General features: G+C 71.9%; 15 protein-coding genes. 10 read left to right on the top strand and 5 right to left on the bottom strand.

Annotated features, from left to right (window positions below; translation table 11 throughout):
- The first annotated feature begins 364 nt into the window (after positions 1 to 364).
- The gene (locus tag WME98_RS44670; RefSeq protein ID WP_437947708.1) at positions 365 to 1,906 is read left to right on the top strand and encodes a hypothetical protein; all 1,542 of its coding nucleotides are present in this window, start codon (positions 365 to 367) and stop codon (positions 1,904 to 1,906) included.
- A 92-nt stretch (positions 1,907 to 1,998) separates the two neighbouring features.
- On the opposite strand, the gene WME98_RS44665 is transcribed toward WME98_RS44670, so the two are convergent.
- Both WME98_RS44665 and WME98_RS44660 read right to left on the bottom strand, forming a co-directional pair.
- A complete protein-coding gene (locus tag WME98_RS44665; protein WP_437947707.1) occupies positions 1,999 to 3,342 on the bottom strand; it encodes a sialate O-acetylesterase in 1,344 nt (447 codons plus the stop codon).
- A 220-nt stretch (positions 3,343 to 3,562) separates the two neighbouring features.
- Positions 3,563 to 4,237 (bottom strand): universal stress protein, encoded by a 675-nt coding sequence (locus WME98_RS44660; protein WP_061621391.1) that lies wholly within the window; start codon positions 4,235 to 4,237, stop codon positions 3,563 to 3,565.
- A gap of 416 nt (positions 4,238 to 4,653) precedes the next feature.
- On the opposite strand from WME98_RS44660, the gene WME98_RS44655 reads away from it, so the two are divergent.
- On the top strand, positions 4,654 to 5,439 hold the full coding sequence (locus tag WME98_RS44655; protein ID WP_437947706.1) for a CBS domain-containing protein: 786 nt from the start codon (positions 4,654 to 4,656) through the stop codon (positions 5,437 to 5,439).
- A gap of 296 nt (positions 5,440 to 5,735) precedes the next feature.
- Here WME98_RS44655 and WME98_RS44650 read toward each other — a convergent pair whose 3' ends face one another.
- Entirely contained in the window at positions 5,736 to 6,323 is a 588-nt protein-coding gene (locus tag WME98_RS44650) for a hypothetical protein (RefSeq protein ID WP_437947705.1), read from the bottom strand.
- A gap of 589 nt (positions 6,324 to 6,912) precedes the next feature.
- On the opposite strand from WME98_RS44650, the gene WME98_RS44645 reads away from it, so the two are divergent.
- From WME98_RS44645 to WME98_RS44620, 6 genes are all read left to right on the top strand, one after another.
- Positions 6,913 to 7,332 (top strand): outer membrane protein assembly factor BamB family protein, encoded by a 420-nt coding sequence (locus WME98_RS44645; protein ID WP_061621948.1) that lies wholly within the window; start codon positions 6,913 to 6,915, stop codon positions 7,330 to 7,332.
- A 262-nt stretch (positions 7,333 to 7,594) separates the two neighbouring features.
- On the top strand, positions 7,595 to 8,005 hold the full coding sequence (locus WME98_RS44640) for a CBS domain-containing protein (RefSeq protein ID WP_437947704.1): 411 nt from the start codon (positions 7,595 to 7,597) through the stop codon (positions 8,003 to 8,005).
- Positions 8,006 to 8,090: 85 nt separating this feature from the next.
- Complete coding sequence (locus WME98_RS44635; RefSeq protein WP_437947703.1) at positions 8,091 to 10,001, top strand: GNAT family N-acetyltransferase; 1,911 nt, start codon at positions 8,091 to 8,093, stop codon at positions 9,999 to 10,001.
- Between the two features lie 261 nt (positions 10,002 to 10,262).
- Entirely contained in the window at positions 10,263 to 11,996 is a 1,734-nt protein-coding gene (locus WME98_RS44630; RefSeq protein ID WP_437947702.1) for an acyl-CoA carboxylase subunit beta, read from the top strand.
- Positions 11,997 to 11,998: 2 nt separating this feature from the next.
- Positions 11,999 to 14,908 (top strand): biotin/lipoyl-containing protein, encoded by a 2,910-nt coding sequence (locus WME98_RS44625; protein ID WP_437947701.1) that lies wholly within the window; start codon positions 11,999 to 12,001, stop codon positions 14,906 to 14,908.
- 79 nt (positions 14,909 to 14,987) lie between these two features.
- Positions 14,988 to 15,371, top strand: a complete 384-nt coding sequence (locus WME98_RS44620) for a hypothetical protein (RefSeq protein ID WP_437947700.1) — start codon at positions 14,988 to 14,990, stop codon at positions 15,369 to 15,371.
- Positions 15,372 to 15,659: 288 nt separating this feature from the next.
- Here the strand turns inward: WME98_RS44620 and WME98_RS44615 are convergent, their stop codons facing one another.
- Positions 15,660 to 17,978 (bottom strand): nitric-oxide reductase large subunit, encoded by a 2,319-nt coding sequence (locus WME98_RS44615; RefSeq protein ID WP_437947699.1) that lies wholly within the window; start codon positions 17,976 to 17,978, stop codon positions 15,660 to 15,662.
- Positions 17,979 to 18,310: 332 nt separating this feature from the next.
- Here WME98_RS44615 and WME98_RS44610 point away from each other — a divergent pair, with 332 nt between their 5' ends.
- A complete protein-coding gene (locus tag WME98_RS44610; protein ID WP_437954100.1) occupies positions 18,311 to 19,648 on the top strand; it encodes a PQQ-dependent sugar dehydrogenase in 1,338 nt (445 codons plus the stop codon).
- 6 nt (positions 19,649 to 19,654) lie between these two features.
- Here the strand turns inward: WME98_RS44610 and WME98_RS44605 are convergent, their stop codons facing one another.
- Positions 19,655 to 20,176, bottom strand: coding sequence for an HPF/RaiA family ribosome-associated protein (locus WME98_RS44605; RefSeq protein ID WP_437947698.1), 522 nt, complete (start codon positions 20,174 to 20,176; stop codon positions 19,655 to 19,657).
- A gap of 803 nt (positions 20,177 to 20,979) precedes the next feature.
- On the opposite strand from WME98_RS44605, the gene WME98_RS44600 reads away from it, so the two are divergent.
- Complete coding sequence (locus tag WME98_RS44600) at positions 20,980 to 22,326, top strand: DUF1552 domain-containing protein (RefSeq protein ID WP_437954098.1); 1,347 nt, start codon at positions 20,980 to 20,982, stop codon at positions 22,324 to 22,326.
- Positions 22,327 to 22,362: the final 36 nt, after the last annotated feature.

The raw sequence follows: 22,362 nt of genomic DNA, 5'->3' as shown, positions 1-22,362 counted from the left end.
GTCAGGAGGAGGGCTCGCGCGGCAGACGAGAAAACGACGCTGCTGCCCGCAATGCGTGCTGCGCGCGACGTGGAGCGGACCCGACAATCGCGCGGGGTCGCCGTCGAAAAGCTGCGCTGAACGGGCTCTGCGGGGGCGGGGTGAGCGCGGCGTCGATCGAGCGCGGCGTTTCCGGGTGCTCTCCGCGCGGAAGAGCGGAGAGGAAGTGAAAAGAGCCGTTGGCTTCCGTGTCGTTTCGACAGAAGATGCGCGCGCGCCCATCGCGCTGCGGCGCCTCGCCTCCGACGGCCGGCACCGCGTCACTGGACCCCTACCGGCTGGAGAGCAGCGGATGAAGATGCGATCTTTGGTGTGCCTCTTTGCGTTGAGCTTGGTGACCGCGGCGTGCGGCGATGACGACCCGACGACCCCCGGGAGCGGAGGCAGCGGCAGCACGACGACCAGCGGCAGCACGACGGCGGGAACCGGCGGCGCTGGCGGCGAGGGCGGCGGCACCGGCGGCCAGGGCGACGGCGGCCAGGGTGGCGGCACCGGCGGCCAGGGTGGCGGCACCGGCGGTGGTGGCGGCGACGGCGGCGGCGGCGGCAGCGTCGCCTCCACCACCTCCGCCACCACCGGTGGCGGCGACGGCGGCGGCGGCGGCAGCGTCACCTCCACCACCTCCGCCACCACCGGCGGCGGCGACGGCGGCGGCGGCGGCAGCGTCACCTCCACCACCTCTGCCACCACCGGTACCGGCGGCGACGGCGGCGGCAGCGTCACCTCCACCACCTCCGTCACCACTGGCGGCGGCGGCGACGGTGGCGGCGGCGGCAGCGTCACCTCCACCACCTCCGTCACCACTGGCGGCGGCGGCGACGGTGGCGGCGGCGGCAGCGTCACCTCCACCACCTCCGTCACCACTGGCGGCGGCGGCGACGGTGGCGGCGGCGGCAGCGTCACCTCCACCACCTCCGTCACCACCGGCGGCGGCGGCAGCGTCACCTCCACCACCTCCGCCACCACCGGCGCCGGCGGCGGCGAGCCCGCTGCCGACGGCGCTGCCTGCACCGACGGTGCCACGTGTGCCAGCGGCGCCTGCCTCCCGGAGACCGGAAGCGGCTTTCCCTCCGGGTACTGTAGCGCGGAGTGCGTGACGGACAGCGACTGTGCCGGCGGCGGCACCTGCTTCCTCGTGAACGAGGAATCTGGCTTCACCATGTGCGCCGCCGAGTGCGAGACATCGGACGACTGCCGCGACGGTTATGCGTGCATCCCAGGCGGGGTGTGCTGGCCGAGCTGCACAAGCGACGCGCAGTGCACGGAGGTGGGCGTGTGCGATGACTACTGGGGCGCCTGCTATACTCCGGACGGCAGCGCTTGCACGGAGGACAGCGTGTGTTCTGGCGACTGGTGCATCTCCCAGGCCGACTACGGCTTTCCGGGCGGCTACTGTTCGGGCTTCTGCGGCGTCGACCTCGAGTGCACGGGCGGTGGCACCTGTTACATGGAGCCGGGCGACACCACCGGCATCTGCCTCACCTCGTGCACGGCGGACAGCGACTGCCGCGACGGCTACATCTGTGACGCCGACAATACCTGCTACCCGGGCTGCACCAGCGACGCTCAGTGCTCGGACGGGTACGTCTGCAATGCCGTTGGCTACTGCGACCCGCCGGCGGGCGATGGCGCCGACGGCGACGCTTGCGCCGCCGACGCCGACTGCGCCGGCGGCTTCTGCTTCTCCGACGCCGATGGCTGGCCGGGCGGGTACTGCACGGGCCCGTGCACTCCCGGGGCCGACGACTGCGCCGGCGGCGGCTACTGCGACTCGGACAGTGAGGGCAACAGCGCCTGCATCGCCGAGTGCGAGACGGCGGACGACTGCCGCGACGGCTACGTGTGCAGCGCTGGCCTCTGCCTGTAGGGCTGACCCAGCGGCGCTGAGCACCCGCAGAGGGCCCGTCCAACGCGACGGCGGGCCTCTGCGACCTCCTCCCTGAGGCGGCGAGCCCCGGTTCAGCCGGGCTCGCGCCCGCTCCGGCGGCGCCGTCGCAATGCCGCCAGCGCGATCAGCGCGAGCGCCGCCGCCGTCGGCCCCTGGCCCGGGGCCCCGGCCGTCCGGTAGCCGCAGCCGCTGCTACCGCCGGCGCCCCCGGGCGCGGCCCCGCTCGAGCCGGCCGCGCTCCCGGCGCTGCCCGCGGCCGCCGCGCTCCCGCTCGCTCCCGCCGCGCCGCCCCCTCCCACGCCCGCGCTCGCGGCGCCGCTCGCCGACGACACCGAGCTCCCGCTCGCTCCCGCCGCGCCGCCGCCTCCCCCCGCGCCCGCGGCGCTGCCGGCCGCCACCGTGCTCCCGCTCGCCCCCGCCGCGCCGCCCCCTCCCCCCGCGCCCGCGCTCGTGGCGCTGTTCGCCGACGAGGCGCCCGGCGAGCCCGTCTCGCCGACCAGCGCGAGGTACGCCTCGGCGAAGCGCTCGCCGAGGAGCTGGTACGCGGCGGAGTCGAAATGCCACGTATCGTCGGCCCGCCGCGGGGCGAAGTCGTCCGTGTCGACCCACGCGACCCGAGGGTCTTCCTCGGCCACGGCCACCTGCGCCGCGCGCACGGCGTCGATGTTCGCCTCTTTGCCGGCGGCGATGGGCCCGCCGTTCGCCGGGTAGAGGTTGTCGCTGATCCGGCCGAGCACGACCGGGAGCCCGGGCGCGCCGAGATCCTCGCGGATCGCCGCGATGAAGCCGCGCAGCGTGTCGCCGTAGGTGAACGCGGCCGCCCACCCCGCCTCGTTCTCGCCCTGCATCCAGAGGAGCCCGGCGATCTCGACGTCGTGCCCCTCCGACTCGAGCCGCGCCAGGGCGTTGTCGAGCCGCGTCGGCTCGTCGGGGTAGCGGAGGGCGCGATCGCCTGTGTACGTCGCGGAGTCCAGCTTGCCGAGGAGCGCGTGGTAGAGCTGCGATTTGTAGAGCACCTCCGGATCCGGCCCCAGCCCGCGCCCCCAGTGGTCGACAAGGTTCGTGCCCCCTTGCGCCAGCTTCACGATCGCGATCCGGTGCTCGGGGTACGCCGCCGCCATCGCGTGGCCGAACGTGATCTCCGGCCCGTAGCGGCGCGCCTCGCCCTTCGGCTCGAGCGGCCCCCAGTCGGTGCTCGTCGCCGCGGCGTACGGCCCCCCCTCGCGCGCGTCGGGGTTGTGGTGGTCGTACCAGATGTCGGGCTGGCTCTGGAGCTCGGCCGGCAAAGCGGTGCCCACGCCGTAGCCGACCATGTTGGACTGGCCCGCGAGCACGAACAGCTTCACCGGCTGTGCCGCGGCGGACGCGGAGAGCGAGATCGCGAGAGCCGCCACGGCGATGCAGGAGCGCTTCATGACACGGTATATTCTCCGCTGGCAGCGCAGCGTCAATACGCCGGCGCGCGGCGGGGGCCGCCGTCCGATGAGATCGAACGCGAGGGAGCGGCGGCGCGATCTTCGACCTTCGACGCTTGAATGCGCCGTTCGTCCGGCGTTCACAGGACAGGATGTCGGGGGTTTACCCCGCAGGTGCGCAACCTCGTCGAGCTCGCCTCTCGATCACGATCAATCACGATCAATTCCCTTCGGGCGTCGCGTGGTAGGCGGCGCTCGACGTCGCGTAGACCCCGTTCGTCGCGTACGAGTAGCGGTGGGGCCGGACGTGATGCTCCGAGTGGCGCGCGCACCAGAGATCGGCGGCGCCGGTCTCCTGCCGGCGCTTCACGCACTCGGGGCAAGGCGGCTCGATCTCGGGCACCCGGCCGGCGGTCGCGTGATCCTTCGGCCGCACGATCCACACCGGGCAGCGCGCGAGCCGGGCGACGCGCTCGGCGACCGAGCCGAGGAGCAGCCGCTCGAGCCCGCGGTGGCCGTGAGAGCCGACGACCACGAGGTCGGCGTCGAGGTCGGCGGCGAGCTGAGCGATGTTCCCGGCCGCATCGCCGCGGCGGAAGTGGACGACGACGCGCTTGAGCCGCCTGCCGTCGAGCTTGGCGCCCAGGGCGCGGACGCGCTCGCTCGCGCGCGCCTGGAGCTGCTGGAGCGCCACGTCGGGCTTGGTGGCCGCCGCCGGCGCCCGCGAGAGCCCGACGCCGACCCAGCTCTCGGGCTCGACGTAGACCCCGTGCACCTCCGCGTTGTCGCGGCAGCAGGCGGACTCGAGCGCCTGATCGAGCGCGCGGTTGCTCAGATCCGAGAAGTCGATCCCGACCACGACGATGAACCGACCCGTTGCGCCCACGCTCGACATGACGTCCTCCTCAGCCTCGTTGCCAGTCCATCCGGGCGGGTTGCCCTGCTCTGCCCGGCGTGCTGCGCGGCGCGCCTCTCGGCACGCCGCGCGCGCGCTGCTCGCAGGGTTCGCACGGGCCGTGCCATGCGCTCCGAAAGGCGGAGAGCGGCGGGCCCTGCCATGCGCTCCGAAGGCGGAGCGCGGGCGACTCGCGCGCTGGGCGCGTCGCCCCGCGGGCGGCGGACCTCCGCGCGCGGCGCGCGGGGCGTGCATGCCTTTCGCCGCGGCGCAAACGGCGCGCGGCGGCGCGGGCGCGGCGCTCGGGGCCTGCCGCCCTGCCGCGGCGTTCCGGGGCGCTCGGGCGTGGCACGGGCGGTGCTCAACGCAGGGCGCGCCTCGGAGCGAAGGCCGCGGAGGCGAGCGGAGAGATGACGATGACGACCCTTGGACCGATCAACGGAGAGCACCCCATCCCGCAGCACGCGATCCGCAGCGCGCGCATCGTTGGAGACGACGGCGAGGCGTCGGTCGTCGCGACCGTCTATTGCCCGCTCAAGGAGCGGTCGGCCACGGTGCCCGAGTGCGAGTCGTGCCGTCGGTTTCACGCGCTGCATTTCGACGCGGCGTCGCGCACGACGTCGGTCGTCTGCCATACCGAGCGCGCGATGTCGGCCATGGGGAGCGCGGACCCGCTGGCCGGGGTGAGTCAGCACGTGAATCCGGCGGCGCCGCTCGCCGGGATCATGAGCCGGGACGTCATCTGCGTGCGGCCGGAGGTCACGGTCGACGAGATCGCGGCCCTGCTCATCCGCCACGGGATCAGCGGGATGCCGGTCGTGGATGCGGACGGCAAGCCGGTCGGCATGGTGTCGCGGGCCGACGTGCTCCGGGCGGCCGAGGAGCGCGGCGACACCGAGGAATCCGAGCGGATGAGCTTGCACCCGGCCGACGTCGCGCCGCTCGACATGGAGCAGGGCTTCTACGTGTACGAGCCCGTCAAGGTCACCGCGCGCGACGTGATGACGCCCGTCGTGGTGCAGCTGCACGAGAGCGCGAGCATCCGGCAGGCCGCGTCGCTGATGGCCTACGAGGGCGTGCACCGGCTGCCGATCGTCTCGGACGACGGCAAGGTGGTGGGCATCCTGTCGTCGCTCGACGTGCTGCGGTGGTTCGGGCGGAGCTGCGGATACCTGATCCCGCCGGGGCGCAGGAGAGCCTGAGGGGCGAGCGCCCCGAGCAAGAAGATACGCGGACGTGTCTGCGGATCTGGGGGTCGACGTAGGACATCAACCAGATCTGTCTGCGAATTTGGATCCAACAGTAGCGCATCATACAGATCTGTCTCCGGAGAGAGGTACTTGGTGTAGTTCATCATACAGATCTGTGTCCGGGAGAGGCTCCTGGTGTAGCTCATCATACAGATCTGTCTCCGGAGCGAGGCTTCTGGTCTAGCTCAGCACACAGACCTGCCTCCTGCGGTGGTCTCGAGCCTTCCCGCGCAGGCGGGGCTGCCTGATCACGGCGCGCGGCGGAGCGCGCCGCGCTGCCAGACGTAGCGGCCGCGGGCGCTGCAGATGCGCCGGTAGGCGGCGCGCACGCGCTGCCCGGAGGCGCTGCTCCCGCCGGACGCGCCTGGGAGGGAGTTGTTCGCGGCGATCCAGGGATGGTCGCACGAGGGGGTCGTCCCCGCCGTATCGTCGAATCGGATCGAGCTCCCCTCGACGCGAAGCTCGAGCACCACCGAGCACGGGATCGGGGCCCCCGGCGCGCACTCGTCGAGCGTCGCGCCGGTGGGGACGTCGAGCACAACCTGGAGCGCGCCGCTCCGCGCTGCGTAGAGGACCGTGTGCGTCACGACGGGCGCCGCGTCGGATTCCGGCTCGCGCGCGCGAGAGCACACCATCAGCTCGACCTCCGGCAGACTGAGCGCCTGGTGGCACGAGCACATGTTGATGCGCTGAGGCGGGCTCGTGGCGAGGGTCGACCAGCACGCGGCATCGGGACGCCACACGGCGCCGCGGGCGGCCAGCCAGGCATCCTGGTCGAACGGCGGGCCAGCCGGCGCGCTCGGGCCGGCGGTGGTCGCAGGAGCGGGTGAGGCCACCCCTGCATCGCCGAGCGACGACGGCGGCGATCCCGATCGAGGAGCCCCGGTGGTGCCGGGGCGTGGAGCATCGAGGTCGTTCAGCCCACCGCCGCCCGCCGAAGGGGCTCCGGAGGGCGAGGCCGGCGCCGCCGGCGCGCTCGCCGACGATGGGAGCCCCCCCGTCGAAACGTCGCCTTGGGGAAGGCGCTCTCGATCACAACCCGACTGACCTGTTGCCAGGGCTGCCGCGAGCGCGGCGACGACGCGCAGGACGAGGGCGCGCTTCAGCGCAGCGAGCCCTGCAAGAATCGTTGCAGAAAGGTCGGGGCCAAGGGACCGGGGACGGGGGCGTAGCCGCCGAGGAGCGCGAGCTGACACGAATCGTCGGCGCTCTCGCCCAAATCTGGATAGGCCCACATCACGTGATTCCAGAGCGGGTCGCTGCCGGCCTCGCAGGCCTTGGGCCGGTGCAGTGTCTCTCATCGAGGCCAGGAGCGTAAAGCGAGCGCGGTGACCTGTCGATCTTCCCGATCACGCGCGCTCGCACCTTGCCGCGCCGGCCCCCTGCTGATAGCTCGCTGAGAGCAATCACGAACGGAGGCGGCGGATGAGCGAATACCGGACAACCGCAGCGGCGCCGGTGCTGGTGGCGGCGTTCCTGGGTCAGATCTTCGGCATCGACCCGGTCACCGGGCGCGTGCTGTGGGAGCACAAGCAAGACGGGGCCGGGATCACGTCCACGGCGCTCCTGATCACACCCGCTGCGATCTACGCGGCGGCCCTCAGCAGCGTCGCCTGCCTGCGCTACCCGACGGGCGAGCTGCTCTGGGAGGTAAAGACCGCCACGCACGGCCGCGCCACGCTGGTCCTGGAGGGAGACCGGCTCTTCGTCGCCAAACAGGGCGAGATCGAGTGTTTCTCGATCACCGGCCAGCGCCTCTGGCACAACCGCTTCAAGGGCAAGGGAATGGGCCCGGTCGCCCTGGGCGTGCCGGGCAACGTCGCCCAGGCCGACGACAAGGAGTGACGCGCGCCGAGGCGCCCTGGTCCGCGCTGGCGAACCCCCTGCGCTCGCGCGCAATCGCTGCAGGCGCGCCCTCGCCGGCGGCCGGAAGTCGGAGGTCGCCAGCGCCGCGCACGCGGCGCATCGAGCCAGCTCAGCTCGCCCGCCGCGCTGACCACCGCTGCCAGAAGCCGAGCTCCGCCCGGTGGTCCGCATCTTGCTGACCCTCTTGCAGACGCCTGAATCGCTCGGATCGTCACGGACGCCCAGCGCCCGGGGAGGCCTCATGAGCTCTTCGACCCTTCGCATCCAGGATTGCATGACCAGGAGCCCGCACTCGATCGGCGCCGATCAGAAGGTCGGCCTCGCCCGCAAGCTCATGCGAGGACACCGCATCCGGCACCTGCCGGTGCTGCGCGGCGGCCGGCTGGTCGGCATGATCTCCGAGCGGGACATCTACTGGATCGAGACGCTCAAGGACCAAGAGGGCGACGAGCTCCTCGTCAGCGAGGCCATGTCGCCGAGCCCCTACGCCGTCGCGCCGGACGCGCCGCTCTCCGAGGTGGTCCGCGAGATGGCCGAGCACAAGTACGGCTCGGCCGTCGTGCTGAACGGCGCGCACGTCGTCGGCGTCTTCACGACGACCGACGCCCTGGCCGTCCTGGCCGCCTTGCTCGCCGAAAAAGAGACCGCCTGACGGCGGCCCAGCGAGCGCCGCGGCCCGCGCCCGCGCCGGCAACACCCCCTCCACTCCCCACCAGCACAGCAGGAAGAGGCACTCGATGCAACAGACGGTCACGGACTGGCAAACGCGCTTCGCCGACAAAGTGAAGACGGCCGAGGAGGCCGTCCGCGCGATCCCGCGGGGGCGGCGCATCCTCGTCGGCTCGGGCGCCGCGGAGCCGAGCGAGCTCGTGAACGCGCTCGTCGAGTCCGGCGATCACCTCGCCGACAACGAGATCGTCCACCTGATGACCGAGGGCCCCGCGCCCTACGTCCGCCCCGGCCTCGAGCGGCGGTTCCGGCACACGGCGTTCTTCATCGGCCAGAACGTCCGCGAGGCGGTCCACGAGGGGCGCGCCGACTTCATGCCGGTCTTCCTCTCCGAGATCCCCAGCCTGATCCTCTCGCGCCGCGTGCGCATCGACGTGGCCCTCATCCAGGTGAGCCCCCCGGACGCCCACGGCTTCGTCAGCCTCGGCGTCTCCGTCGACATCGTCCGCGCCGCCGTCGACTCGGCCGATCTGGTCCTCGCCGAGGTCAACCCGCGGATGCCCCGCACCCACGGAGACTCGTTCTTGCACGTGGATCGGATAACCCACCTCGTCCCGGTGGATCGCGAGCTGCCCGAGCGCGCGATCGAGCCGCTCGACGAGATCGACCGCGCCATCGGCCGGCACGTGGCGACCCTCGTGCCCGACGGCGCGACCCTCCAGACGGGCATCGGCAAGATCCCGAACGCCGTGCTCGCCGCGCTCGAGGGCCGGAGCGACCTCGGCGTCCACACCGAGATGCTCTCCGACGGCGTGATGGAGCTCGTCCGGCGCGGCGTCATCACGAACCGCAGAAAGTCCCTCCTGCCAGGGAAGCTCGTGACCTCGTTCCTCCTCGGGAGCCGCGCCCTCTACGCCTGGGCCCACGACAACCCCGTCCTCGAGATGCGCGGCTGCGCCTTCACCAACGATCCGCTGATCATCGCCCGGAACGACCGGATGATCGCCATCAATGCGGCGCTCGCCGTCGATCTGACGGGCCAGGTCGCCGCCGACACGCTGATGGGCCGCTTCTTCTCCGGCATCGGGGGGCAGGTCGACTTCATCCGGGGCGCCGCGCGGAGCCGCGGCGGCAAGCCGGTCATCGCGCTCCGGTCCACCGCGAAGGACGGCACGATCAGCCGGATCCAGCCGGCGTTCGAGCAGGGCGCCGGCATCGTGACGAGCCGCGGGGACGTGCACTACGTGGTGACGGAGCACGGCGTCGCCGACCTCTGGGGCCGGAACATCCGGCAGCGCGCGCTCGCGCTCATCGAGATCGCCCACCCCGATCACCGCGCCGACCTCCTCGCCGCCGCCAAGCAGCGCCGCTACGTGTTCAGCGACCAGGTCGTCTCGCGCGCGGACTACCCCTTTCAGGAGGCGCGGGCGGCGAGCCTCCCCTCCGGCGAGGCGCTGCTCTGCCGGCCGGTCAGGCTCTCCGACGAGGCCGCGCTGCAGGACCTCTTCTATCGCCTCTCGGACGAGAGCGTCTATCGCCGCTTCATGAGCCACAAGCGCGAGCACCCCCACGAGGAGATGCAGCAGCTCGTGAACCTCGATTACGAGCAGAACATGGCCATCGTGGCCTGCGCCGGCCCGGAGCGCGACGCCGTGGTCGGGATGGCCCGCTACGACGTCGATCCGAAGAACAACCTCGCCGACATCGCCTTCGTGGTCCGCGATGAATGGCAGGGAAAGGGGGTCGGCACCCTGCTCATGCGGCGGATGGCGGAGATCGCGAGGGCCCGGGGGCTCTCGGGGTTCGAGGCCGACGTCCTGCTCTCGAACAAGGCGATGATGCGGGTGCTCGAGAAGAGCGGGCTGCGCCTGAGCCTCGATCTCGAGGCCGGCGTTTACCACGTCACCGCGCGCTTCGACGCGCCCGAAGGCCGCGCGCCGGCGGCCGGCCCGGGCAGCGCGGCGACCGGCCATCCATGACTCGCCGCGTCCGGCCTCGTCGACGCCGCCCGCCGCGCGCCCGGTCTCGTCGACGCCGCGCGCCGCCCGCCGCATACGGTCCCGCCGCATACGGTCCCGCCGCACGCGGTGAAGACGCGTCGCGGCGCAGCCGCGGACTCGTCGAGCCGCCTCCGAGGCAGCGCTCCGTGCCGCGCCCCACACGCCGCGACGGGCGCGCGCCTCGCTGGGCGCGCGGCGTGCGCCGCGAGATCGCGCCATGGTAGAGTGGCGCGCCTGTCCATGAGCCCCCTTGATCGCAACGAACTCGTGACGAAGCCCGCCGCCGTCGTGCCCTCGCTCGACGATCCGCTCGACGAGGCGCCCGGCGGGGCGGCCGCGCCGGCCTCGGCGTACGACGCCGCGCTCCGGGAGGCCGAGGAGCTCCGCCGGCGGCCCTATGTCTCCGCGGGCCCGGAGAACATCATCCGGCAGCACAGCAAAGGCCGGATGACGATCTGGGAGCGCATCCGCGTGCTGACCCCCGAGCCGCCGCGCGTGCTCTTCGAGAACTGGGGGCCGAACCTGGACGGCGCCTCGCTGGTCACGGCGATCCTGCGCATCGGCAGCCGCGACGTCGCGCTCTACGGCCACGATTTCACGGTCCGCGCCGGGTCGATGGACGCGACGAACGGCCGCAAGCTCGCGCGGCTGTTCCATCTCGCGGGAGAGCGCGGGATCCCGCTCATCGGCCTCAACGACAGCGCCGGCGCCTACGTCCCCGCGGGGGTCGGCGGGCTCGACGGCTACGCCGAGGCGTTCGCGGCGCTGCGCAAGATCAGCGGCGTGGTGCCGAGCATCATGTGCATGTTCGGGTTCAACGCCGGCGGCGGCTCCTACCTGCCGCGGCAGGGCAGCTTCGTCATCCAGCCGGGCGGGACGTTCTTCGGCCTCACCGGGGCGGCGGTCGTCAAATCGGTCCTCGGCGAGGTGGTCTCGCCCGACGACCTCGGCGGCCCGCGGGTCCACGGCGCCTCGGGCGTGGCCGATCTCACGGTGCCGGACGAGGTCGGCGCGCTGCGCACCACCGTCCGCCTGCTCGGCTACCTGCCGAGCAACAACCGCGAGAGCCCGCCGTTCCAGCGGACGAGCGATCCGCTCGACCGCGAGACGACCGAGATCGACACGCTGCTCCGCAGGGCGCTCTCGTCGCCCACGGGCTTCAACACGCCGCTCGATATCAGCATCATCATCCAGCGCATCTGCGATCACGGCGATTACTTCGAGGTGCAGCCGCAGCGCGCGCGCAACACGATCACCGCGTTCGGGCGGATCGGCGGGCGCGTCGTCGGCTTCGTGGCCAACAACAGCGCGGTCGCCTCGGGGCAGATCGACGTGGCGGCCGCGTACAAAAACGCGCGCTTCATCCGCTTCTGCAACCTCTACAACATCCCGCTCCTCTTCATGGAGGACACCACCGGCTTCCTCCCGGGCCGGGAGCAAGAGGCGATGGGCATCGTGCAGGCCGGCCGGGCGATGCTCGACGCGATCATCGACGTGCGCACCCCGCGCATCCTGCTGCTCGTGCGCAACGCGTTCGGCGGCGCCTACGCCTCGTTCAACAACTACGCGACCGGCGCGGACGTCGTCCTCGCGCTCCCCACGACGCGCGTCGCCGTGATGGGGCCCGCCGGCAAGGAGTTCGTCTACAAGGACGAGCTCCGCAAGGTGCGCGCGCAGGCGAGCGCCAGGGAGAAGGCGGGCGTCAAGGAGCGGCTCGGCCGCGGCCTGGACGAGGCGAAGGCGAAGGCCGAGGCCCGCGAGGAGGCCGCGGCGTGGCTGAAGGCCAGAGAGGCCGAGTTCGGCGCGCGGTACGAGCGGGAGCTCATGAACCCGCGCGAGGGGCTCAGCCTGGGCTCCATCTCGCGGCTCGTGATGCCGCGCGAGCTCCGCGCGGTGATCGGAGAGAACCTGGAGTTCTTGCTCCGCCATTACCAGCCAGGGCCGTTCACCGGGGTTCAGCGGGAGTTTCATTGAGCATGGATGGGTTCGGGAGCACGCGCGGTTACGACCGCAATCCGATGGTGGTGCGCGACCGCCGGCTCGGCCGAGCGAGCTCGGCGTGGGCGCGGTCCTTCGCCGCCGACGACGTGCGGCCGCTGATCGTCGGCCGGGGTCCAATCCGCAAAGAGGCGATGGACGTCTTCGCCCAGATGGGGATCGAGCACTATGGCATCCTCCTCTCGGAGAAGGACTCGATCGTCTACACGCACGCGCTGGCGCCCGAGCTGCGGTGCATCCACCCGGCGCACGTGCACCGGGTCAAGGACTATACCGGCGCGACGAAGGACGAGCGCGTCAAGCTGATGCACGAGATCGTCGCGATCGCGCGGGCCGGCGGCTACACGCACGTGTTCGCGGGGTACGGCTTCATGGCCGAAGACGAGGAGTTCGTGCGCACGCTCGAGGAGGCGGGGCTCGTCTTCATCGGCCCCCGCTCGTCGGTCCAGCGCGCGGCCGGGCTCAAGGACGAGGCGAAGCGCACGGCGCTCGCGACCGCGGTCAGCGTGACGCCCGGCATCGACGACGCGACCCGGCGGATCGTGCTCCGCAGGTGGCCCGATCACGCGGCCCTGCGCGCGGCCGCTGCCGAGCGCGGGCTGCTGCGCGACCCGGGCGCCGCGGCGCGGCTCGCCGAGGGCGTCCCCCTCGCCGAGGCGGCGGACGCGCTGCTCGCGGCGGCCTACGCGGCGCGCGTGGACCTCTACACGACCGACGAGCTCTGCGCGGAGCTCGAGCGGGGCGCGGCCGAGCTCCTCGCCCGCCACCCGGGGCGGCGGATCCGGCTCAAGGCCATCGGCGGCGGCGGCGGCAAGGGGCAGCGGCTCCTCGCCGGCGTCGCCCAGGGCGCGGCGGAGCCGGAGGCCGCGGCGCGCGCGCGGGCGGCCGAGGTCCCCGCGCTGGCGCGGGAGGTCCTCGCGGAGGTGAAGGCCGCGGGCGTCGGCGACAACAAGAACATCCTGCTCGAGCTCAACGTCGAGGAGACGCGGCACAACGAGATCCAGCTGATCGGCAACGGCGCGTGGTGCGTCGCGCTGGGCGGGCGCGACTGCTCGATCCAGATGCACGAGCAGAAGCTGCTCGAGGTGGCGATCACGCAGGAGGGGCTCCGCGAGGCGATCGAGCGGGCGCGCGCCGCCGGCGACGAGCGGCGAGCGGCGTCGCTCGAGCGCGAGCTCGCCTCGCTCGCCCGGATGGAGGCCGAGGCGGAGCGGTTCGGGCTCGCCGTTGGGCTGAACTCGGCCTCGACGTTCGAGTGCATCGTCGAGGGCGATCATCACTACTTCATGGAGGTCAACACCCGGATCCAGGTCGAGCACCGGGTGTCGGAGCTCTGTTATGCCCTCCGCTTCGAGAACCCGGCCGATCCGGCCGACGCGTTCGAGGTGACGTCGCTCATCGAGTGCATGGTCCTGCTCGCGCGCCACGGCGAGCGGCTGCCGCGGCCGGTCCGCGTCCGGCGCGAGGGGTCCGCGGTGGAGGCGCGCCTCAACGCCACGAACGGCGCGCTGGAGCCGCACGCGGGCGGCGTCATCGTCTCCTGGAGCGATCCGCACCCGCACGAGATCCGCGACGATCAGGGCATCTGCGTGAAGAACCCCGACACCGGGGTGTTCATGCATTACCGGCTCGCGGGCGCGTACGACAGCAACGTCGCGCTCCTCGTGACCTACGGCGGCTCCCGCGAGGAGTCCTACCTGCGGCTCTGCGAGATCCTGCGCACGACGACCTTGCGGGGCAGCGATCTCCACACGAACCTCCTGTTTCATTACGGGCTCGTGCACTGGTTCCTCGCGCGGGACGTGTGGGCGAAGCCGACGACGCGCTTCGTGGTCCCGTACCTCACGCTGGTCGGCCAGCTCTCGGCGGAGCTCGGAGGCCTCGATTTCGACGCGATGTGGGCCGAGCTCGGCGCCCGCCACGAGCGCCGGCTCGCGGCGCAGGCCGGCGACGGCGCGGAGGCGGGGCTCAGGAAGGTGTTCGCGCTCAAGGACACGCTCGTGCGCCGCCCCGTGGAGCGGATCTGCGCGGAGCCGCACCTGCTGTCGGCGTGGCTCAGCCGGAACCTGGGGTCGTTCGAGGTCCGGTCCGGGCGGGTGCGCTGGCTCAAGAACCCGGTCGAGGTGCTGGCGGACACGTACTGGCTGCTCAACATGACGCCGCAGCCGCACGCCCCCGCGGCCCACGTGATCTGGGATCACGACGAGGCGCTCCTCGCGCGCGCGCTCGGCTTTTACCGGCGCCTCGGCGAGCGGATGGGCCAGGCGGGCGGCGCGCCGTCGTGGCCCGCGCTGCGAGAGGCCCTGTCGCAGCCCGCCGCGCCTCCCGGCTGGGACGGTGAGCTCTGGCGGCGGGTCCGCGGCGCGCACCTCGGCTTCCAGGCGGGGCTGGAGCTCCTCGACGCGCTGGTCCTCGCGGGCGATGCCGCGCGCTTCTTCGAGCTCCGTGTGCGCGAGGACGGCGAGGTCGTCATCCCCGAGCGCCTGCTCGACCGCGAGCTCGCGGCCCGGATGCGCAAGGTCCTCGCGCCGCCGCCCGCCACGCGGGCGAACGAGATCGTCGCGGTCACCGGCGGCATGTTCTACGCGCAGGAGGCGCCGGATCGGCCCCCCTTCGTGGCGAAGGGCAGCCACTTCGAGGCGGGCGATCCGCTCTACGTCCTCGAGGTGATGAAGATGTTCAACAAGGTGCTCGCGCCGTTCTCGGGCACGATCGAGGAGGTGCTCATCGACGGCGGCGAGGGGACGATCGTGCAGAAGGGGCAGCCGCTCTTCCGCGTGAGGCCGGACGAGGCGCACGTCGAGGAGGACGCGGCCGAGCGCAAGCGCCGCCGGCGCGAGCAGACGACGCGCTATGTCGACGCCATCTTCGATCCGGAGGGGCCCTGAGGGAGCGAGCGCCCCGGCGCGGGGCGCCCCTCCGCGGCTCGCCTTGACGGGCGCGCCGGGACCAGGGATCCTCGCAGGCATGCGATTCGCCGCGCTCGGGTCGATCGTGCTCTTCGCGGGCAACGCGCTCCTCGCGGGCGACGCGCGGGCCGAGCAAGCCGCGCCCGTTCCTCCCGTCGACACCACCCGGCGCGACGTGGGCGTCGGCCTCTCCGTCGGCGGATTGGTGCTCGGCTCCGTCGGAGCGGGGATGTACTTCCTCACCCGGCCGCGCGGCGAGGATCTCTGCGGTTGCGCGTCGAAGGCGTGGGTCTTTCCCACCGTGCTCATGAGCCTCGGAGGCGCGATGGCCGTCACCGGCATACCGCTCTGGATCACGGGGCAGATCCAGAGCGATCGCGCGAAGACCCGGGCGGAGCTGCACATCGGCCCGCTCGGCGGAGGCGTTCGGCTGCTGTTCTGAAGGGCAGCTTCGCTCGGTGGAGCTCGCCGACCTCACCTACGGCGAAGACGGCAGCATCATGACGATCACGCCCTGACCCAGGAAGCGTCGCTCGCCGCCTCTCGCGCCGGCGGCCCCCCTCCGCCGGCAGCTCGCCTTTTCGTGCACAGCGAGGTGATGGCCGGATTTGAACATGAAGGCGGGAAGGCGGGAAGAAGAGATCAATGATCTTCCCGCCTTCCCGCCTTCATGTGAATCACTCCGGGGCCAATTGGGTCATCACCCACAGCGACTCGGGCCTCGGGCGCCTCAGGCCGCCGGCGCGCGGCTCGCCGCGGGCGCGGCCATCGCCGCCGCCTCGCCGGCCGCGGCGGGCCTCGCCGAGGCGGCGCCCGCCGGCCGCCGCGTCCAGAGCCCCGCGACGAACGCCACGAAGGCCACGACGCCGGCGATGAACACGCTGTCCCCGACGAGGCGCATCCAGCGCAGCGCCTCGAGCAGCGGCTGCTGCAGGAACTCCGCGCTCCGCGCGTACCACAGCCCGCGGTCGACGCTGGCCCACGCCTGCGCGAGGCCGATCGGCAGGAGGCTCAGCGCGATCATCAGCCCGAGCCCGGCGTTCATCCCCCAGAACGCCACCCGGAGCCGCGCCTCGTTCCAGACCGCCTCGGGACGCAGCCGGCGGAGCATCACGAGCACGAGGCCGAGCGAGAGCAGGCCGTAGACGCCGAAGAGGGCGGCGTGCGCGTGCACGGGCGTCGTGTTCAGGCCCTGCATGTAATAGAGGGCGATCGGCGGGTTGATGAGGAACCCGAACACCCCCGCGCCCACGAAGTTCCAGAACGCGACCGCGACGAAGAACTGGATGGGCCAGCGATAGGCCTGCATCCACGCGCTCCGGTGCTGCATCCGCCACGTCTCGTGCGCCTCCATCCCGACGAGGACGAGCGGCACCACCTCCAGGGCGCTGAAGCTCGCGCCGACGGCCATCACCGAGACCGGCGTGCCGCTGAAGTACAGGTGGTGGAACGTGCCGGGGATGCCCGAGACGAGGAAGATGCAGGTCGACAGGATCGCGGCCCGCGCCGCGCTGTCGGGCCGCACGAGCCCGAGCCGCGTGAACAGGAACGCGATCGCCGCGGTGGCGAAGACCTCCATGAACCCCTCGACCCAGAGGTGCACGACCCACCAGCGCCAGTATTCCATGATCGAGAGGTGCGTCTTCGCGCCGTAGAACAGGCCCACGCCGTAGAACATCCCGATCGCGACCGTGGCGCCGGTGAAGAGCAGCACGATGTGCCGGCTCACGTCGCGCCGCGCGAGGGCGGGCCAGAGGGCGCGCAGCATCAGGAAGAGCCAGAGCGCGAGGCCGCCGAAGAGCGCGATCTGGAAGGCGCGGCCGAGGTCGACGTACTCGTACCCCTGGTGCCCGAACCAGAAGGACGCCTCGAGCGCGAAGCGCTGCTTGACCGACAGCCACTCTCCGGCGAGCGAGCCGAAGACCACGAGGACGAGCGCGCCGAAGAGGACGTTCACGCCGAGCCGCTGCCCCCTCGGCTCGCGCCCGCCCACGGCCGGCGCGAGGAAGAGCCCCGCCGCGAGGAAGGCCGTGGCGATCCAGAAGACGCCGAGCTGGACGTGCCAGGTGCGCGTCACCGCGTAAGGCAGGTAGTCGGCGACCGGCAATCCGAAGACCTCGTGTCCCTCGACCGTGTAATGCGCGGTCAGCGCGCCGAGCGCGACCTGGAGCGCGAGCAGCGCGACCACGACGACACAGTACTTGCCGACGGCCCGCATCGACGGGGTGAGCACCCAGCCGGCCAGCGGATCGCGCGCCGGCGCGGGGGCGGCGGCGTCCTCGGCGCGGCGGAAGGCGTGGTACCACACGAGGGCGCCGATCCCCGCGAGCAAGAGCACGATGCTCACGACCGACCAGACGACGCTGGGGGCCGTGGGGACGTTGCCGATGAGCGGCTCGTGAGGCCAGTTGTTCGTGTAGCTCGCGCCGGTGCCGGGGCGCTCCGCGGCGCAGGCCCACGAGGTCCAGAAGAAGAACGCCGTCAGCTTGTCGCGCCGCCCCGCGTCCGGGACCGCGCCCGTGTGCAGCGCGTAGCTCTCGCGCAGGCCGGTGAGCGCCGGCTCATCGCCGAACAGCGCGCGGTAGTGCGCCGCGGTCTCCTCGATCGCCAGCGCGCGATCCTCGGAGATCGTGAGCGCGCCGGTCGCCGGGTCGACGGCGCTGTCGCGCATCGTCCGCTGGAGCCGCGCCTTGAGCGCGGCCTGCGCCTCGTCGGGCAGCGCCGCGAACGGCGCGCCGTGCGCTCGCTGGCTCCAGAGCGAGAGGAGCGCCTCGGCCTCGCGATGGAGCCAGTCGGCCGACCAGTCCGGCGCCTGGTAGGCGCCGTGGCCCCAGACGCTGCCGACCTGCTGTCCGCCGATGCTCTGATAGACCAGCTGCCCGTCAAGGATATCGTCCTTCGTGAGCAGCACCCGGCCGGACGGCGTCCGCACGATCTCGGGGATCGGCGGGGCCTTGCGGTACACCTCCCGGCCCATGAAGCCGAGGATCAAGAATCCAAGGGTGATGACGGCGGCGAGCGCCAGCCAGAGTCGTCGTAGGCTATGCATATCGACCTCGTGGTTCGCGCGAGCCCGCGGCGCGCCAGCGGCGCCTCCGGGCTCCGGTCGCGACATCAGGCCAATAAGCAGGAGGCGTGCCTGTCCCCTTCCCCGCTTCATTTCGTGGGTGCTGGGGCGCACGTCTTGCGCCCACGCGCACCCGTTGCTCGACGTCCTCTGCCGCGCGGGGGCGCCGGTGCGCCTGACGCGAGGCGAGGAGATTGGCGGGCTCATCGGTCGCTGATCGGTGGTTGAAAGGAGCTGTGGACAGAGGAGGATCCGAATGGCAATCACAGGTCATGGACGACCGAAGAACAGACCGCCGGTGGGCCCGGCGCAGGGTGGCTCGGGTGCTCTTGGCGTTCGCCGGCGCGGGCGCGCTGGCCGCGTGCTCGCCCAAGCGCGCCGAGGTCACGCCGCAGCCAGCGCCCACCGACAGGATCCTCACCGGCGCCGACGCGCTGGGCGACTGGACCACGGACGCGCCCGGCGTCAAACGCAAGATCACCGTCGCTGACCTCCCGCCGCCCAACGAGGACGAGTCGGTGGTCAACCGGCCGAGCAAGGCAGATCGTCCAGCCGGTGTGTTCCCCAAAGTGCCGTCAGGATTCACCGTCACCGAGCTCGCCACGGGCCTGGACGAGCCGCGCGTCCTCCAGGTGGCGCCGAACGGCGACGTGTTCGTGGCCGAGAGCGGGGCGGACCGGGTGACGGTGCTCCGGGACGCGGACGGCGACGGCAAGGCCGAAGCCCGCAGCGCGTTCGCCGAGGATCTCAACCGCCCCTTCGGCATCGCCTTCTATCCGTCGGGCACCGACGCGCCGACGCACGTCTACGTCGCGAACACGGACAGCGTGGTGAGGTTCCCTTACAAGACGGGCGACACGAAGGCCAGCGGCCCGGCCGAGCCGCTGGTCACCAACATCCCCTCGGGCAAGGAGATGGTGGGCGGCGGCGGCCACTGGACCCGCGATATCGCCTTCAGCAAGGACAACCAGCGGATGTTCGTGTCCGTGGGCTCGCGCTCCAACGTCGACGACGACGAGGACGAGCACCGCCGCGCCTGCATCCTGGCCTTCACGCCCGACGGCAAGGACGAGACGCTCTATGCGTCCGGCATCCGCAACCCGGTCGGGCTGGCGATCGAGCCGTCGACCGGCGCGCTCTGGACCAGCGTGAACGAGCGCGACGAGCTGGGCGACAACCTGGTCCCCGATTACGTGACGCGCGTGCAAGAGGGCGGCTTCTACGGCTGGCCCTGGTACTACCTCGGCCCGAACCAGGATCCGCGCCACGAGGGCAAGCGCCCCGAGCTGAGGGACAAGGTCCTCGTGCCGGACGTGCTGATCCAGTCGCACTCGGCGTCGCTCGATCTCTGCTTCTACACGGGCCAGCAGTTCCCGGCCGACTACCAGGGCCACATCTTCGCCGCGGAGCACGGCTCGTGGAACCGCTCGCGGCGCACCGGCTACAAGGTGATCCGCATCCCGGTCAAGGACGGCAAGGCGGAGGGGTACTACGAGGACTTCATGACCGGCTTCGTCACGAGGACCGGCGACGTGTGGGGCCGTCCGGTCGGCGTCGCGGTGGCCAAGGACGGCGCGCTGCTGGTCAGCGACGACCAGAGCAACACCGTGTGGCGGGTCGCCTACGGCGGAAGCCGCGCTCCCGCCGATTGAGAAGCGCTAAGCGGCCGAGCCGCGGGAGCGGGGCGTGGCCGATCCACGCGCTGGCTCGACTCCCCGCGTCGGCGCTCGGCGCGTGCGTACGAGCGGGCGGGACGCTCTTCCGTGCAGCGGCTTCATGCGTGCACGCCCGAGGCGCGACCGCACGGCCGGCTCGATCCTGGAGAGCGCGCCATCGATCGCGGCTTGCTTCGACGCATCTCGATGCTCGGTAACGACGCTCGGCAGCCCGGAGAGGACCACCTTGATCCGGCAGATCTTGTCGATGCCCCCGCGCGGCCCGTTGGTGTCCGTCAGGCGAACGCTGATGCGTTCGATGGACGCACCGAACTTGCTGAGCCTCCTGCCCAGCTTCTGGCGGATGTGCTCCCGGTCCGTGGGATCGAGGTCCACCCCGATCGTGCGCACGTGGGCAGGCGGCTGCCCGCGGGAGCTCCCGGCCCGCTTGACGGGCCGCGGGAGCTCGGCCGGCAGCGCTGTCCGAAACTTGCTTGCTGCCACCTTGCGAGTTCGATCACCCATGATAGGTCCCCCGCTGCTTGCGGGGAGCGCTGCCGCGACGGGGGTGCTGCATGCGCCTCATCGCCGAGCCGAGCTCAGCTCCCGAGCCTCGCTCGGCCACGAGCTCATTGCGTGGGAGGCCGGCCCTCGCAGGCGTCCACGCCGGCGGATCGCTCGCGGGAAACGACTGCTGACAGGCCTCGTCCACGACATCGACATCACGCGGGGGCCTGGCCGGCAGGCCCACTTGTCCAGCCTGCCCGGCGCGCTGCTCCTCGCCCCGACGCCGCTCGTCGCCCGGCTGTTCTGCGTCACTCCGGGCCGCCCGTCCCTGCGTGCACCCCATGGCGTGTCCCCCGCCCACGACATTGCGCCTTGCCGCCGCGTCGGCAAGCTCTTTCGCGGCCTCGAAGACGATCTCGGACAGCCGAGCTGCCTGTGGCCATGGCAGAGCCGCGCTCGCCCGCCGTGCCGGACGTACGCGAATTGCCGGAATCCCGCCCGCAGCCAGACATGCCGCATCGCGGCAATGAGGCCCGCCCCGATAATAGGAGAAATGCATCTGTACGGCATGCGCTCTCGTCGTGCCCCGCATCGTGGTCCGGTGGGCCCCGGACCACAATCCTCTGGTCATTTCGTAAATAGTATTGTTGAATCACGGGGCATCGGCGTGGCCGGTGCGGGCGAGGAGCGACGACGAGCTCTGGTCCTCAGGTCACGGGCCTGCGGCTCCTCGTCGAGCTCACCCGGACGTGCGGTTTCCTCTACATGGCTGCCTGACAGGAGCGAGGGGTATGTCGAAGGTCCGCTTGAGTCGACGCGCCATGCTGCGCGGCGCCGGCGCCATCGCCGTCGCGCTCCCGTGGCTGGAGATCATGGGGACCGAGCGCCCGGCGCACGCGCAACCCGCCCCCGCCCGGCGCTTCCTCGCCGTCTACACGCCCGGCGGGACCGTGATGGACCGCTGGCGTCCGACCGGCACCGAGACGAGCTTCACCCTGGGCCCCATCCTGGCGCCGCTCGCGCCGGTGCAGGACCGGCTGCTCGTCGTCGACGGCCTCGACATGAAGAGCGCGCGCGGGGAGCAGCACCAGGCCGGGATCATCGCCTGGCTCACGGGCACGGAGCAGGAGGGCGCGAGCAACGGCGGCTACGGGAGGGGGCCGTCCATCGATCAGGTGATCGCCTCCCGGATCTCCGCCGGTCGGAAGGCGAAGGCGAGCCTCCAGCTCGCGGTGCGCTGGGCGACGGGCAAGTCCCACGGCCTGATGTCGCCCATGAACGTCGTCAATTTCGAGGACACCGCGCCGTTCAGCCCCATCCCGCCGCGCCTCGATCCGGTGGAGATCTTCACCGAGCTCTTCGGCACGCTGAACCCCGGCGCCAGCGACGACGCCGCCCTCCGCCTCGCGCGGAAGCGATCGATCCTCGACTTCCTCGACGGGCGCTACGCCGCCCTCTCCGCGCGGCTCGGCGCGGCCGACAAGCAGAAGATCGACCAGCACCTGACGAAGATCCGCGAGATCGAGCAGAGCCTCGGCAGCACGCCGGCCGCGACGGCCGCTTGCCGGGTCCCGACGGGGGTCGACACGTCCGACTACGACCCGAGCTCGGGGCTCAACGCGGACGACAACGGCGCGAACGTGGACGCCTCGACCGACGCGGCCATCCCCAGGGTGGGCAAGCTGATGACGGACATGCTGGTGATGGCGCTCGCCTGCGACATCACCGCGGTCGGCACCCTGCAGTGGAGCGACACGGAGGCGAAGCACACGTTGCCGTGGCTGAACCTGACCGAGAACCACCATTTCTACCAGCATAACGGCGGCTACAGGCCGGTCGAGTGCGCGCGCATCCACACCTGGTACTCGCAGCAGCACCTCTATCTCTTGCAGGAGATGGAGAAGATCGACATGGGCGGGCATTCGCTGCTCGACGAGAGCGTCGTCTTCTTCGGCTCCGAGATCTCGGATCCGGCGACCCACGCGAAGAAGGACATGCCGTTCCTGCTGGCCGGCGGCGGCGGGGGCCTGCGCACCGGGCGCTGGGTCCAGTACCCGAGCCTCCCGCACAACAACCTGCTCGTCTCGATCTTGAACCTGTTCGGCGACCCCCGGACCACGTTCGGCTCGCTGGCGCACTGCACCGGGCCGCTCACGAACCTCACGTAGGCCCGGCCTTGCGGGCCGCGCTGCGAGCAGATTTCC

Origin of the sequence: Sorangium sp. So ce296, from assembly GCF_051529605.1 — a bacterium.
Lineage (GTDB): Bacteria > Myxococcota_A > Polyangia > Polyangiales > Polyangiaceae > Sorangium > Sorangium cellulosum_D.
The sequence above is the reverse complement of the archived record's forward strand: the minus strand, read 5'-3'. Positions and strand labels throughout refer to the sequence as shown.

What these genes read in the sequence shown, in the direction of transcription:
- WME98_RS44665 (WP_437947707.1), bottom strand. Translation starts at nt 3,342, where the DNA reads ATGAAGCGCTCCTGCATCGCCGTGGCGGCTCTCGCGATCTCGCTCTCC.
- WME98_RS44660 (WP_061621391.1), bottom strand. Translation starts at nt 4,237, where the DNA reads ATGTCGAGCGTGGGCGCAACGGGTCGGTTCATCGTCGTGGTCGGGATC.
- WME98_RS44655 (WP_437947706.1), top strand. Translation starts at nt 4,654, where the DNA reads ATGACGACCCTTGGACCGATCAACGGAGAGCACCCCATCCCGCAGCAC.
- WME98_RS44645 (WP_061621948.1), top strand. Translation starts at nt 6,913, where the DNA reads ATGAGCGAATACCGGACAACCGCAGCGGCGCCGGTGCTGGTGGCGGCG.
- WME98_RS44640 (WP_437947704.1), top strand. Translation starts at nt 7,595, where the DNA reads ATGAGCTCTTCGACCCTTCGCATCCAGGATTGCATGACCAGGAGCCCG.
- WME98_RS44635 (WP_437947703.1), top strand. Translation starts at nt 8,091, where the DNA reads ATGCAACAGACGGTCACGGACTGGCAAACGCGCTTCGCCGACAAAGTG.
- WME98_RS44630 (WP_437947702.1), top strand. Translation starts at nt 10,263, where the DNA reads ATGAGCCCCCTTGATCGCAACGAACTCGTGACGAAGCCCGCCGCCGTC.
- WME98_RS44625 (WP_437947701.1), top strand. Translation starts at nt 11,999, where the DNA reads ATGGATGGGTTCGGGAGCACGCGCGGTTACGACCGCAATCCGATGGTG.
- WME98_RS44620 (WP_437947700.1), top strand. Translation starts at nt 14,988, where the DNA reads ATGCGATTCGCCGCGCTCGGGTCGATCGTGCTCTTCGCGGGCAACGCG.
- WME98_RS44615 (WP_437947699.1), bottom strand. Translation starts at nt 17,978, where the DNA reads ATGCATAGCCTACGACGACTCTGGCTGGCGCTCGCCGCCGTCATCACC.
- WME98_RS44605 (WP_437947698.1), bottom strand. Translation starts at nt 20,176, where the DNA reads ATGGGTGATCGAACTCGCAAGGTGGCAGCAAGCAAGTTTCGGACAGCG.
- WME98_RS44600 (WP_437954098.1), top strand. Translation starts at nt 20,980, where the DNA reads ATGCTGCGCGGCGCCGGCGCCATCGCCGTCGCGCTCCCGTGGCTGGAG.